The following is a 12,958-nucleotide window of genomic DNA, read 5'->3' as shown; positions in this document are numbered from 1 at the left end:
CGTGGCGAGGGGCCTTCCGGCGTGGTCCGTGCAGACGGCGCGTTGGAGGGAAAACGGGGTGCGGTCCTGTCCGCCGCAAGCGGGCTGGGATGAAGAACGGCGGGTTCGCCGAGCGAGTAGAGATCGATCCAGATGAGAAATGGTCAGCAGAAGCGCATGCGCGGCCGAAACAATCGCCGCAGTTCCAACCCGGCGACTCGGGTCTATGAGTCGAACGGACCCGACGGAAAGGTGCGCGGCACCGCCCATCACATTACGGAAAAGTACCAGCAGCTCGCCCGCGACGCCCAGGCGTCCGGCGACCATGTGGCGGCGGAGAACTTCTTCCAGCACGCCGAGCATTATCTGCGCCTGATCGCCTCGCTCCAGGGCCAGTATGCGCCCCAGGCCGGCTTCGGCCGGGCGGATGATGAGATGGACGAGGACGACATGGACGATGTGGGCGCCCTCGATGCGCCGCAGCCGTTCCTGCGCGAGCCCTATTCCCAGCGCGAACAGCGGCAGGGCCGGGACGATCGTCCCTCCCGCGAGGATCGTCCCTCCCGCGAGGAACGCCAGCCGCGCGACGAGCGCCCTTATCGCGAGGAGCGCCAGTACCGCGACGACCGCCAGCCCCGGGAAGAGCGCCAGTTCCGGGACGACCGCGGCCCCCGCGAGGACCGTGTGCCGCGGGAAGAGCGCCAGCCCCGTGATGACCGCCAGCCGCGCGACAACCGCCAAGGCAACTTCCAGCGGCGCAACCGCGACGAGGACGCTGGCGAGGGCTACGCCCCCCGTGAGTATCGCGGCCGCCAGCGGGACGAGGAGGCCGGCGGATACGCGCCGCGCGCCGCCCGCCCCCCCCGCGAAGAGCGCCCCGCCCCGCAGGAAGACGAGCAGCCCAGCCTGGGCCTGCCCTCTTTCATCACCGCCCCCGTGCCGGTGCCGGTGAAGGAGCGGACCGAGACCAAGGAAAAGCCGACCCGTTCCCGCTCCGCCGAAGCACGCGCCAAGGCGGCCAAGGAGGAAGAGGCCGCAGCGCCTGCGGCCGCCCCCCTGCCTGAAGCCGAGCCGGCGCTGCCCCTGGACGCCGCTCCGGCCTCCCCGGCTGAGGCGCCCGCGCCCGAAGCGGGAGAGGATCCCGATCGCTACCCCAATGGCCGTCGCCGCCGTCGCTACCGATCCCGCGCCGAGCGGGCCGAGGAGGGATCCGCAGCCCCGGCCGAGACGAGCGGGGCCGATTCCTGAGCAAAGAAAACCGCGCATATCAGCCCGATATGCGCGGTTTTTCACTTCTGAACACGATGACTTAAGCCGAGATCACCGGGCCTTTGACGCAAGTTCGCCGCCTTTCGGCGAGCAGGCCGGGTTACACCCGGCCTGTCAGCGCAAGCACGATCACCACGATCAGCAGCACGCCGACGAGGCCGCCGGGGGCATATCCCCAGCCGCGGCTATAGCCCCAGGTGGGCAGGGCTCCGATAAGGAGCAGGACCAGGATCACGATCAAAATCGTATACATGTAAGCGTCCTCCCGACGAAAGAAGATCTGCCGGGATAACGAGGCGTGCGCCGTGAAGGTTCCGCCGCTCAAAGCGGTGCAGTTGCTTGCTCGAGAAAGGCGCGGGTCGCTGGCGGCACGCGCGGGCCGATCTCCTCCAGCACGCGTCGATGATAGAAGTCGATGAAGGTCCGCTCTTCGGGCGAGAGGAGAGCAGTATCGATCAGCGTGCGGTCATATGGGGCAAGGGTCAGCACTTCAAACCCCAGAGACGGCCGCTCCGCACCTTCCGGCTTGCGCGGCTCCACCAGGACGAGGTTCTCGATGCGGATGCCGAAGGCGCCGGCTTTGTAATAACCGGGCTCATTGGACAAGATCATGCCCGCCTTGAGCGGCACGTAGCCAAGCTTGGAAATGCGCGCCGGGCCTTCATGCACCGACAATCCCGCGCCCACGCCATGGCCAGTGCCGTGCTCGAAATCGAGACCCGACGCCCAGAGGAACTGACGCGCAAGAGGATCAAGCTGTGATCCGCTGGTACCTTCCGGAAACACGGCCCGGGAAATGGCGATGTGGCCCTTCAGCACCTGGGTGTAGCGGGTGCGCATCTCCGCCGTCGGTGTCCCCACGGCGAGGGTGCGGGTGACGTCCGTGGTCCCGTCCGGATACTGGGCGCCGGAATCGATGAGGAACAGTTCCCCCGTGGCGATGGCGCGGTTGGTGTCTTGCGTTACCCGATAGTGCACGATGGCGCCGTTGGGACCTGCTCCCGATATGGTGGGGAAGGACACGTCCTGAAGTTCGCCGGTCTCACGCCGGAAGGTCTCCAGCGCCTCGACGGCGTCGATCTCCGTCAGCCCGCCCTTGGGAGCGGTCTCCGCAAACCAATGGAGGAACCGCGCGAGAGCCACCCCGTCGCGGACATGTGCGCTGCGCATGCCGGCAATTTCCGCCTCGTTCTTAGAGGCTTTCAGCAGGGTCACCGGATCCGCGCCCTTGGAGACTCGCCCGCCGCCCCGCTCCACCACGCTCCCCAGATGAACCGGCGCCGTGGCCTGGTCGAGACGGACCGTCCGGCCCTGGGCATAAGTTGCGAGCGTCGGCTCCAGCGCCGCTACGGGGGCAATGTCCGCCACCTCTGCCAGGGCGGATCGCACCGGGCCGCCGAGTTTGCCTTGGTCGATGAAAAGGCTCGGTCGACCCTGGGCGGGAACAAGGCACCATGCGAGTGGGAGCGGCGTGTGGTTGACGTCGGCGCCACGGACATTGAACAGCCACGCAGTGTTGTGCGGATCCGAGATGAGCAGACCGTCGAGGCCCTCGCGGTCCTTGGCGAGCTCCTCTTGCACTTGCGCCAGCTTGGCCGCCGGATCAGCTCCGGCGAAGGCCATGTCGAGCTGCCGCACGGGCGCGGAAGGCGCGGCGGGCCGGTCGGGCCAGATGGGGTCGAGAAGATCCTGCTCCACCGCCACCAGGATGCCGCCCACAGCTGCCACGGCACGGCTGAGCCGCTCGCGGCCGTCAAGCGTCGTGCGCCAAGCGTCGAAGCCGAGGGAGGTTCCCCGGGGCAGGTTTTCCTCAAGCCAGGCTTCCGGGCTCATCTGCACCAGAGGCACCACGGTGAAGGCGGCCGTATCCACCTGGGCTGGCGCCTGGAGGACATAGCGCCCGTCCACGAACAGCGCCGCATTGTCCTCCAGGATCACGCAGGTACCCGCGGATCCGGTGAAGCCGGTCAGCCAGGCCAGCCGCTCCTCGCGGGCGGGTACATATTCGTTCTGGTGCGCATCCGCCCGCGGGATGATGTAGCCCGCCAGACCCCGCTCGGCCATGACCGCGCGCAGGGCCGCGAGCCGCGCCGGGCCGGCGGACCCGTCGGCAGTGGAGATGAAGGACTGGAAGATCGCCTGGAAGGGAGCAGCGGGCGATGGGTGTGCGGCCACGGGAGAGGACATGAAACAGGCCTGATCTGGTCGAACCGAAGGGACGTCCCTGTGCGGGTTCCGTGCCGTGCATCGGATCGTGACGGCACGGAGGACACCGCGAGTGATTCATGAATAGAGCGCGAACCCGCGGCGGGAAAGCGGCGAACGCCCGGCCGCACAAGATGCCGAAGACGGGCGCCATTGTCTCCGCCGCATCCTCGCGCCCTCGGTGGATGGGGATTGCGGTTCATCCCCCTTGCTGGCCGGCCCCACCGCCGTCTATGGTGGCGTCATTGCGGGCGTAGTTCAGTGGTAGAACGACAGCTTCCCAAGCTGTATGTCGTGGGTTCGATTCCCATCGCCCGCTCCAATTTCATCTCTGCTGATTTGTCGGTTGCCGTGCCGCGCGCGCACGGGCGGGCGCCTGCCGAAAGGGCTCTGGCTTCCTGACCTGAAAGCTGCGCGGCACCGGACCGCTGTGCCCGCCGAAGACCCTGGCCAAGCGTGACCGCTCCGGCGGGAGGCCTTCCTGCGAGGAATTAGCTCGAAAAGCCCCAGAATGCGGTGCGCGCAGGGGAGAGCGCCATTCTGATCAGTCCTGGAAGCTCAGGCAGCTGTGGCATCTGGCCAGCGAGCCGATTAAAAAGGCGCTCCTTATCCTTTCCGACGGCTCCCCTTCGACGCCTGACGATACTGCGACAGAGGCGGACCCAGCCGTGCCTTTCATGACGACCAATCCGGCGCTCGCCCGCGCCCTGGCTGAACGAGACTATGATACGCCGACGCCGGTGCAGCTTGCCGTGCTGGCGCCGGAGGCCGAAGAACGCGACCTCCTTGTGTCGGCCCAGACGGGTTCCGGCAAGACCGTCGCCTATGGACTGGCCATGGCCGAAACGCTCTTGGGCATGGCCGAACGCTTTGGAGCCGCCACCGCGCCACTGGCATTGGTTGTAGCCCCCACCCGCGAGCTGGCACTGCAGGTCCAGCGCGAGTTCGCCTGGCTCTATGGGGCCACCGGCGCGCGCATCGTCTCCTGCGTCGGCGGCATGGACCCGCGCCAGGAGCAGCGGCGGCTCGACCAAGGATGCCATATCGTCGTCGGCACGCCCGGCCGCCTGCGCGATCATCTGGAGCGCGGCCGGCTCGACCTGTCCGCGCTCCAGGTCGCGGTGCTCGACGAGGCCGACGAGATGCTGGACCTCGGCTTCCGCGAGGACCTGGAATTCATCCTCGAGGCCACCCCGCCGGAGCGGCGCAGCCTGCTGTTCTCGGCCACCATGCCGCGTGGCATCACGGCGCTCGCCAAGCGCTACCAGCGCGATGCGCTGCGGATCGAGGTGGCGAGCGCCGAAGGCGGCCACGCCGACATCGAGTATCGCGCCATGCGCGTGGCGCCCACCGAGGTGGAGCACGCGGTGGTCAATGTGCTGCGCTTTTACGACACCCCCAGCGCCATTGTGTTCTGCAACACGCGCGAATCGGTACGTCGCTTGCACGCCATGCTTCAGGAGCGGCAATTCTCCGCCGTGGCGCTTTCGGGCGAGCTGAGCCAGAACGAGCGCAACCATGCCCTCCAGGCGCTGCGGGACGGGCGGGCGCGGGTTTGCGTGGCCACCGACGTTGCCGCGCGCGGCATCGACCTGCCGAATCTCGGCCTCGTCATCCATGCCGAACTGCCCAACGATGCCGAAAGCCTCCAGCACCGCTCCGGCCGCACCGGGCGGGCCGGTCGCAAGGGGGTGAGCGTCCTGCTCGTGCCGCCGTTTCGCCGGCGCCGCACGGAGGATCTCATGCGCGGGCTGGGCATGCAGCCGGAATGGTCAGGGCCGCCCACCTCCGAGGATATCCGCAAGCTCGACCATGAGCGTATGCTGCGCGATGCGCTGATCACCGACGAACCCAATGAGGAGGATGCCAGCGCCGGCCTTGCGCTGCTGGCGGTTCATTCCCCCGAGCACCTGGCTGCCGCGCTGGCGCGCCTTTATCGGGCCGGCCTGCCGGCCCCGGAGGAGGTTGCCGATCCCGGTGACGCCCGCGCCGCGCGCGACCGTGGGGCGGGGCGCGATTTCGGTGGCGGGACGGGCGGCGGCGCCTGGTTCCGCCTGAATGTGGGCCGGCGCACCAATGCCGACCCCAAATGGCTGCTGCCGATGATTTGCCGGCGCGGAAACGTGACGCGCAAGGAGATCGGCGTCATCCGCATTTCCGACGAGGAAACCGCCTTCGAGGTGACCCTCGCCGCCGCCGACCGCTTCAGCAAGATGGCGGGCAAGGCGGACAGCGACGGGATCGTCATTGAGCCCTTGTCCGGCCCGCCCTCCGGCTCCGGGAGGCCGGCCGGTCGCGGCGGGTCCATGCGCGATCTGCCGCCGGCCGAGAAGCCCGCGCGTGCCAAGCGGTTCCGCGACGGTCCGGCCCCCGGCAAGTCCGCCGAGGGGCGCGGCGAGCATAGCCGGCCTCCGGTCGAGAAACCCCACGGCGTGAAGCCCTGGGGCGAGAGCAAAGGCGGCGCGAAGAAGGGCCGGCGCTCCAACGCGGAAGGAAAGCCCAAGGGCAAGCCGCCACGGAGGCCGTGAGCGGAGGCAACTGGTCCATGGTGAACTGGCTTTGAACGCAGAATTACTGGGTCTATAAGATCAGTAGCGCTTTGGGGGAAGAAATGCTGGACTTCCGAAACCCGTACTGTGCTGAGTGCGTGCGCGCGTTGAATGCTGCGGTTATGCGCAATCAATCGGAGGCCCACAAAGAACGCAAGGCTTTGCTCGCGGGAAGCGAAATAGCTGTGGGTAAAGGAAGTCTCATTCACCTGCGGACAATTGTAAATTGGAAATCACCGCGTGTTACCCGTCACCTCGAAAAAAATACCGACGACGATATCAGTAGTGCACTAGCAATTGCTGTGGGTGATTGTAATGTCGATCGGAAAATTTCTGCCCTCTCCGAGCTGCATGGAGTGAGTACTGCCGTTTCTTCTGCCATCCTGACATGCATAGATCCAGAGAAATACACTGTCATAGATGTGCGGATCCTTGATGCATTGGGTGTGCGCAATCCAGATTTCAAAGCCGTCTACCCGTCGTACCTTTCTTATTGTTTGAAAGAGGCTCGCCGGCTGGGAGTAACATTGCGTGAGTTGGACCGAGCGCTCTGGAAAGCGGGCGATCCGTCATGGCGCGATGCAAAGGCTATTGATGATGTCTCGCCCAGTTAGATAGCTCTAGAAGCAACCCTGCGCGTTTGATCGTTTATCCTTTGGGGGTGGCATGGGCCTGCGTCGCCGATAAAGCCCACCCCCGCCCGTCACAGCTTGCGCAGGCTCACCTCGGCGATCTCGTGGTCGCCCGCCTTGCGCAGGATGAGGTCGGCGCGCTGGCGGGTGGGCAGTATGTTCTCCTGCAGATTGGGCAGATTGATGCGGTTCCAGATGGACAGGGCCGTCTGGCGGGCCTCTTCTTCCGTCAGCTTTGAATAGCGGTGGAAATAGGACAGGGGGTCCTTGAAGGCGGTTTCCCGCAGCCGCATGAAGCGCTGCACGTACCAGTGCTCAAGGATGTCCTCGTCGGCATCGATATAGACCGAGAAGTCGAAGAAGTCGGAGACGAAGGGAATGCCGGTCCCGTCGCGGGGCAGGCGGCCGGTCTGGAGAACGTTCAGACCCTCAACGATCAGGATGTCCGGGCGGTCCACCTCCACCGTCTGGTCGGGCATGACGTCATAGAAGAAGTGGCTGTAGAGCGGCGCCCGCACGGGGCGGCGGCCGGCCTTGATGTCGGTGAGGAAGGACAGGAGGAGTGGCAGGTCGTAGCTCTCCGGAAAGCCCTTCTTCTCCATCAGGCCTTCCTTCTCCAGCACCGCATTGGGCAGGAGGAAGCCGTCGGTGGTGACGAGATCCACCTTCGGGGTGTTGGGCCAGCGGGCGAGCAGCGCCTGGAGCACGCGGGCGGTGGTCGACTTGCCCACCGCCACCGAGCCGGCCACCCCGATGATATAGGGCATCTTGCCCTCGCCCCGCGCGCCATGGTCGAGGAAGTCGCTCATGGCCCGGAACAGCTTCTGCGTCGCGCCGACGTATAGCGACAGAAGGCGCGAGAGGGGCAGGTAGATCTCTTCCACCTCATTCAGCGACAGGCGGTCGTTCAGACCCTGCAGACGCAGGATCTCCTCGGTGCGCAGGGGCATGGGCGTGTCGCGCCGCAACTCGGCCCAATCGGCGCGGGTGAAGGTGCGATAGGGTGAAAGACGAAGGTCCAGCCGCTGGTCCATGCTGCGTTTCTCCCCCATGCCCGCCTCAGCCCTGCTTTCTCGACGCCTTTTCCGCGAGCCCGGACTGTCCGGTGCGCCGCGCCAGTTCGGCATGGACCTCATCCAGCGCCACGCCGCGGGCATGGAGCAGGACGGCAAGATGATACAGAAGATCTGCGCTTTCGCCGATCAGCTCCTGATGGGTGCCGGACAAGGCGGCGATCACCGTTTCAACGCCCTCCTCGCCCAGCTTCTGGGCGCACTTGGCGACGCCCTTGTCCAGGAGGCTGCGGGTATAGGAACTGCCCGCTTCCGCCGAGGCGCGCGCCGCGACGATGCGTTCGAGATCAAGAAGCGTCACGCGGTCGTCGGACATGGCTTGTGGCTCCCTGCCTCAGCCGTCGAGGCGCACGGGCAGGCCGGCGGCGGCGAGCCGGTCCTTGGCCTGGCGCACCGTGAAGGTGCCGAAATGGAAGATGGAGGCGGCGAGCACCGCGGAGGCGCCGCCTTCGCGCACGCCCTCCACCAGATGGTCGAGAGTGCCCACGCCGCCCGAGGCGATCACCGGCACATGCACGGCATCCGAGATGGCGCGGGTGAGCGCCACGTCGAAGCCGAGGCCGGTGCCGTCCCGGTCCATGGAGGTCAAGAGGATTTCGCCGGCCCCGAGGTCCACCACCTCGCGGGCATAGGCGACCGCTTCCAGGCCCGTAGGCTTGCGCCCGCCATGGGTGAAGATTTCCCAGCGGTCCGGCTCGCCGGGCGCCGAGACCTTCTTGGCGTCGATGGCCACCACGATGCACTGCTCGCCAAATTTCTCGGCCGCCTCGCCCACGAAGGCACGGCGGTTCACGGCGGCGGTGTTGATAGACACCTTGTCGGCCCCCGCATGCAGGAGGGTGCGCACATCATCCACGGTGCGCACGCCCCCGCCCACGGTGAGCGGCATGAAGCATTGTTCGGCCGTGCGCTGCACCACGTCCAGGATGGTGCCGCGATTTTCGTGGCTGGCGGTGATGTCCAGGAAGGTGAGTTCGTCGGCGCCGGCCGCGTCATAGGCGCGGGCGGCCTCCACCGGATCGCCGGCATCGCGCAGGTCGACGAACTGCACGCCCTTGACCACGCGCCCGTCCTTCACGTCCAGGCAGGGAATGACGCGGACTTTCAGCATGGCGGTCCTCAGCGCCGGCCCGCCACCAGCGCCAAGGCGGCACCGGGGTCGAGGCGGCCGTCATAAAGCGCGCGGCCGGTGATGGCGCCGGCAAGCTTCGCGGCGCGGGGCTCGATCAGGGCTTCCACGTCCGCCAGCGAGGCAAGGCCCCCGGATGCGATGACGGGGATGCTGACCGCGTCCGCCAGCGCGATGGTGGCGTCCATGTTTAGGCCCTTCAGCAGGCCGTCGCGGGCGATGTCCGTATAGATGATGGCGGCAACGCCAGCATCCTCGAAGCGGCGGGCAATGTCTTCCGCCGGCAGGTCGGAGGTCTCCGCCCAGCCTTCCACCGCCACCCGGCCGTCGCGGGCATCAAGGCCGACCGCCACGCGGCCAGGATGGGTGCGGGCGGCTTCCTTGACGAAGTCGGGGTCGCGCACGGCGGCGGTGCCGAGGATGACGCGGTTCACGCCCTTGCCGAGCCAGCCCTCGACGGTCTTCATGTCGCGAATGCCGCCGCCGAGCTGCACGGGGATGGAGACGGTCTCCAGGATGCGGTCCACCGCCGCCCCGTTCACCGGGCGACCAGCAAAGGCGCCGTCGAGGTCCACGAGATGGAGATAGCGGAAGCCGATGGCCTCGAACTCGCCCGCCTGGGCGGCGGGGTCGCGATTGAACACGGTGGCCCGTGCCATGTCGCCCTGTTCCAGGCGCACGGCGAGGCCGTCCTTGAGGTCGATTGCAGGAAACAGGATCACGGGTGCCACTTCAGGAAATTGGCGAGGAGAGCCAAGCCCAGCTTCTGGCTCTTCTCGGGATGGAACTGGGTGCCGGCCACATTGCCGCGCGCGACCGCCGCCGTGACGGTGCCGCCATATTCGGTGGTCGCCAGCCGGTCGGCGGGGTCAGCCACCTGCATGTGGTAGGAGTGGACGAAATAGGCATGCAGGCCATCGCGGCCCGTGGGGATGCCGTCGAAGAGGGGGTGCACGCGGTCAAGAGTGAGCGTGTTCCAGCCCATGTGGGGGATCTTCAGGGTGGGGTCGGTGGGCTCGATGCGCACCACCTCGCCCTTGATCCAGCCAAGGCCCGCCGTCTCGCCATGCTCGAGACCGCGCTCTGCCAGCAATTGAAGGCCGACGCAGATGCCGAGGAAGGGGCGGCCGCGCTGGTGCACGGCCTCTTCCAGCGCTTCCACCATGCCGGGAACGGCATCAAGCCCGCGGCGGCAATCGGCGAAGGCGCCGACGCCGGGCAGCACCACCCGGTCAGCGGTGCGTACCACTTCAGGGTCGCTGGTGACGGCAATCCGCGGCGCGCCGAGGTCGAGCGCGGCCCGCTCCAGCGCTTTCGCGGCAGAGTGCAGGTTGCCCGATCCGTAATCGACGATGGCGACGGTCATGATGCGCGCGGCTCCGGGAAGGATCCGATGATGGAGGCGCCCGGCCGGCTGGGGCGGGGCGGGATGACGTTGGGACGCAGGCTGCGAGGCGTCCAGTTCTTGAAGAAGCGGCGCTCGGCTTCATCGCGGTCGCGGCCAACCACCACGCCGGCTTCCTCATAGCCGCGCCGGCGCAACTTCTGGACGCGCAGGTCAGACAGTTCCAGCGCGACGAGAAGATGCAGTCCGAGCGTCACCGCGCCCCCGATGATCTCCGGCAGCCCCAAGACCACCTCGCTGACCGCCAGCACCGCGCTCACCACCAGATAGGCGGCAAAAGCCAGCCACAGCCGGTAGCGCAGAAGCGCCAGTGGGGCGAACAGAAAGGCGAGGACCGACACCTTGTCGCGCACCATCACCACACGCTCGGCACTGCGCATCGGCGTGTCGTTCACCTGGTCCAGGGTCAGGACGCTCCAGACGGCCATGTCGCTCTCCGGACGCGCGCGCTCAGATGCCGAGCGCGCCCTTGGTGGAGGGAATTTCGCCGGCCGCGGCCGGATCGATGGCCACCGCCGCGCGCAAAGCGCGGGCGAGGCCCTTGAAGCAGCTTTCGGCGATATGGTGGTTATTATCGCCGTAAAGCGTCTCCACATGCAGCGTCACGCCGGCATTGGAGGCGAACGCCTGGAAGAATTCGCGCACCAGCTCGGTGTCGAATTCCCCGATCTTGGGCGCGCTGAAGGACGTGCGGAACACGAGATAGGGCCGGCCGGAAATGTCCAGCGCCACGCGCGTCAGCGTCTCGTCCATGGGCAGGTGCAGATCGGCATAGCGCGTGATGCCGCGCATGTCGCCGAGCGCGCGCCGCACCGCCTGGCCGAGCACGATGCCCACGTCTTCCGTGGTGTGGTGGAAGTCCACATGCAGGTCGCCTTCGGCCACGATGTCCAGGTCAAACCGGGCATGGCGGGCGAGGAGGTCGAGCATATGGTCCAGGAAGCCGATGCCCGTGGCCACATGATTGCGGCCCGTCCCGTCGAGGTCGACGGACAGGCGCACCTTCGTTTCCTTCGTCTCGCGGACGATCTCGGCCTTACGCATGGAACTCCTCCAAGGCCGCGCCTTCTAGCAGCTTGGGTGCTGCAACGCCATATGGCGATTGCATGACGCCGCGCGCGGGTGTGCAGGGGAAAATACGTGGCCGCGCCCGCAGCCTCGGCTCTTACCGTTCTTTGGACGAGCGTACCATTCCCCTTGAGTCCTAGCATCCGCTCCTCTTCTATGCCCCCCTGCGCCGAGAAAAGGACAAAGAATGGCCCTCGCCACGGATCCTCAACTCTATGTCCATGTCCGAGTGGTCATGGGCATGATCCTTGGCCTGTCGGTGACGCGCATCCTGAGCGGCATTGCCAAGTTCATCCAGCACCCGCACGAGCATCAGATCAGCCGCATCCATCTGGGATGGGCCGTGGTGACGCTTTTAAGCGCAGTGATGTTCTGGTGGTGGGAATATCGACTATCCTGGATCGAGTGGAACTTTGCCATCTATTTCTTCGTCCTGGTCTATGCCAGTGCCTTCTATTTCATGTGCGTTCTTCTCTTCCCTGACCATCTCGGGGAATATGGCAGCTATAGTTCCTACTTTTATGCCAAACGCCGCTGGTTCTTCGGCATTCTCGCCTTGTCCCACATGCTCGACATGGTCGACACCTCTCTGAAGGGCATGGAGTATGTGCGCATGGTGGGCGCCTTGCAGGCTTGCGTTTCGGTCCTTCTCATCGCGGGCTGCCTTATCGCCATGCGTACCAAGAATCCGCGGTTTCATGCCGCTTTCCTGGTGGTGGCCCTTGGCTGCCAGATCCTGCTCATCGCCCAGCAACTCTACACCCTGTGAGGGGAGGCCCGCTGATGTCCGAGTTCGCCACCAATGACGGCCTGATGCTGGCCTATGACGTCGCTGGGGAGGGGGCGCCGCTGCTCATCATTTCCGGCCTGTCGGCGGACCGCGCCTTCTGGTCCTTCGCCCGGCCCCATCTGACCGGACTGCGCTCCGTTGCCTTCGATAACCGGGACATTGGCGCCAGTTCGCAGGCCCCGGCGAGCTATCGGGTTGCCGACATGGCACGCGATGCCTTGGCCGTGCTCGATGCGGCGGGGCTTGAGCGAGCCCATGTGCTCGGCCATTCCATGGGTGGGCTGATCGCCCAGGAACTGGCGCTCATGGCCCCGGAGCGGGTGGACCGGCTGGTGCTGTGCAACACGCTGGGGCGGCAGAACCTCTACACCCGCGATCTCCTCGCCCTCCTGGTGCGCCTGCGCACGGAAATCGCCGATCCCATCCTTTACGTCTCGACGCTAGCCACCTTCACCCTCGGCCGCCACACCCTCGCCAATGTGCCGCTGGGCGCCATCGCCAAGGCGACGGTGGATGCCGGTCCGCTCCAGCCGGTGGCGGGCTTCACCCGCCAGGCGCAGGCGTGCGCCGATGCGGACACGCTCGACCGCATCGGCGCCATCCGGGCGCCGACCCTCGTCCTGTCGAGCCCCGATGACCGCTTCTTCGCCCAGTCCTTTTCCGACGCGCTCATCGCCGCCATTCCCGGGGCCAAGGGCGTCGAGGTGCCGCAGACAGGCCATTGCCCCATGGTGGAAGCCCCCGAGGTGTTCGCCGCTGCCGTGCGCGGCTTCCTCCTGGACTGACGCTGTCGCCTCCCCGGCGGGGGACGGGACATTGCGCCGGCGCGGGAACGCCTTAAGTAAGAGGCGCAATCGGA

General features: G+C 66.7%; 14 protein-coding genes and 1 tRNA gene. 6 read left to right on the top strand and 9 right to left on the bottom strand.

From position 1 onward, the window contains the following. Nucleotides 1-156: 156 nt before the first annotated feature. The gene (locus J5J86_RS19090; protein ID WP_209100853.1) at nt 157-1,227 is read left to right on the top strand and encodes a DUF4167 domain-containing protein; all 1,071 of its coding nucleotides are present in this window, start codon (nt 157-159) and stop codon (nt 1,225-1,227) included. Nucleotides 1,228-1,348: 121 nt separating this feature from the next. Here the strand turns inward: J5J86_RS19090 and J5J86_RS19085 are convergent, their stop codons facing one another. Together J5J86_RS19085 and J5J86_RS19080 are read right to left on the bottom strand one after the other, a co-directional pair. Beyond that, nucleotides 1,349-1,501 carry a DUF3309 family protein gene (locus J5J86_RS19085; protein ID WP_209100852.1) on the bottom strand — a complete coding sequence of 51 codons (153 nt, stop codon included), beginning with the start codon at nt 1,499-1,501 and terminating at the stop codon, nt 1,349-1,351. 68 nt (nt 1,502-1,569) lie between these two features. Further along, nucleotides 1,570-3,435 carry an aminopeptidase P family protein gene (locus J5J86_RS19080; RefSeq protein ID WP_209100851.1) on the bottom strand — a complete coding sequence of 622 codons (1,866 nt, stop codon included), beginning with the start codon at nt 3,433-3,435 and terminating at the stop codon, nt 1,570-1,572. A 265-nt stretch (nt 3,436-3,700) separates the two neighbouring features. On the opposite strand from J5J86_RS19080, the gene J5J86_RS19075 reads away from it, so the two are divergent. From J5J86_RS19075 to J5J86_RS19065, 3 genes are all read left to right on the top strand, one after another. Continuing rightward, a tRNA-Gly gene (locus J5J86_RS19075) sits at nt 3,701-3,775 on the top strand. Between the two features lie 346 nt (nt 3,776-4,121). Beyond that, complete coding sequence (locus tag J5J86_RS19070) at nt 4,122-5,981, top strand: DEAD/DEAH box helicase (RefSeq protein WP_446698626.1); 1,860 nt, start codon at nt 4,122-4,124, stop codon at nt 5,979-5,981. A gap of 83 nt (nt 5,982-6,064) precedes the next feature. Further along, entirely contained in the window at nt 6,065-6,616 is a 552-nt protein-coding gene (locus J5J86_RS19065; protein WP_209100849.1) for a hypothetical protein, read from the top strand. A gap of 89 nt (nt 6,617-6,705) precedes the next feature. On the opposite strand, the gene coaA is transcribed toward J5J86_RS19065, so the two are convergent. The 7 genes from coaA to hisB are packed head-to-tail and all read right to left on the bottom strand — an operon-like array spanning nt 6,706 to nt 11,285. Next, nucleotides 6,706-7,668, bottom strand: coding sequence for a type I pantothenate kinase (gene coaA, locus J5J86_RS19060; protein WP_209100847.1), 963 nt, complete (start codon nt 7,666-7,668; stop codon nt 6,706-6,708). 25 nt (nt 7,669-7,693) lie between these two features. Further along, complete coding sequence (locus J5J86_RS19055) at nt 7,694-8,023, bottom strand: phosphoribosyl-ATP diphosphatase (RefSeq protein WP_209100845.1); 330 nt, start codon at nt 8,021-8,023, stop codon at nt 7,694-7,696. An 18-nt stretch (nt 8,024-8,041) separates the two neighbouring features. After that, nucleotides 8,042-8,818 carry an imidazole glycerol phosphate synthase subunit HisF gene (gene hisF, locus J5J86_RS19050; RefSeq protein ID WP_209100843.1) on the bottom strand — a complete coding sequence of 259 codons (777 nt, stop codon included), beginning with the start codon at nt 8,816-8,818 and terminating at the stop codon, nt 8,042-8,044. Between the two features lie 8 nt (nt 8,819-8,826). Next, entirely contained in the window at nt 8,827-9,567 is a 741-nt protein-coding gene (hisA, locus tag J5J86_RS19045) for a 1-(5-phosphoribosyl)-5-[(5-phosphoribosylamino)methylideneamino]imidazole-4-carboxamide isomerase (RefSeq protein ID WP_209100841.1), read from the bottom strand. Further along, on the bottom strand, nt 9,555-10,202 hold the full coding sequence (gene hisH / locus J5J86_RS19040) for an imidazole glycerol phosphate synthase subunit HisH (protein ID WP_209100839.1): 648 nt from the start codon (nt 10,200-10,202) through the stop codon (nt 9,555-9,557). Before hisH ends, hisA begins: the two co-directional genes overlap by 13 nt. Next, on the bottom strand, nt 10,199-10,669 hold the full coding sequence (locus J5J86_RS19035; protein WP_209100837.1) for a DUF2628 domain-containing protein: 471 nt from the start codon (nt 10,667-10,669) through the stop codon (nt 10,199-10,201). The genes hisH and J5J86_RS19035 overlap by 4 nt, the downstream gene beginning before the upstream one ends. A gap of 22 nt (nt 10,670-10,691) precedes the next feature. Next, entirely contained in the window at nt 10,692-11,285 is a 594-nt protein-coding gene (hisB, locus tag J5J86_RS19030; RefSeq protein WP_209100835.1) for an imidazoleglycerol-phosphate dehydratase HisB, read from the bottom strand. Between the two features lie 211 nt (nt 11,286-11,496). Between hisB and J5J86_RS19025 the strand changes: the two genes are divergently transcribed. Together J5J86_RS19025 and J5J86_RS19020 are read left to right on the top strand one after the other, a co-directional pair. After that, on the top strand, nt 11,497-12,078 hold the full coding sequence (locus J5J86_RS19025; RefSeq protein ID WP_209100833.1) for a hypothetical protein: 582 nt from the start codon (nt 11,497-11,499) through the stop codon (nt 12,076-12,078). Between the two features lie 14 nt (nt 12,079-12,092). Then, complete coding sequence (locus tag J5J86_RS19020; protein WP_209100831.1) at nt 12,093-12,884, top strand: alpha/beta fold hydrolase; 792 nt, start codon at nt 12,093-12,095, stop codon at nt 12,882-12,884. Nucleotides 12,885-12,958: the final 74 nt, after the last annotated feature.

It is taken from the genome of Aquabacter sp. L1I39, from assembly GCF_017742835.1.
Classification (GTDB): Bacteria; Pseudomonadota; Alphaproteobacteria; order Rhizobiales; family Xanthobacteraceae; genus L1I39.
Note: the sequence above shows the minus strand (reverse complement) of the source record. Positions and strands in the feature narration are given on the sequence as shown.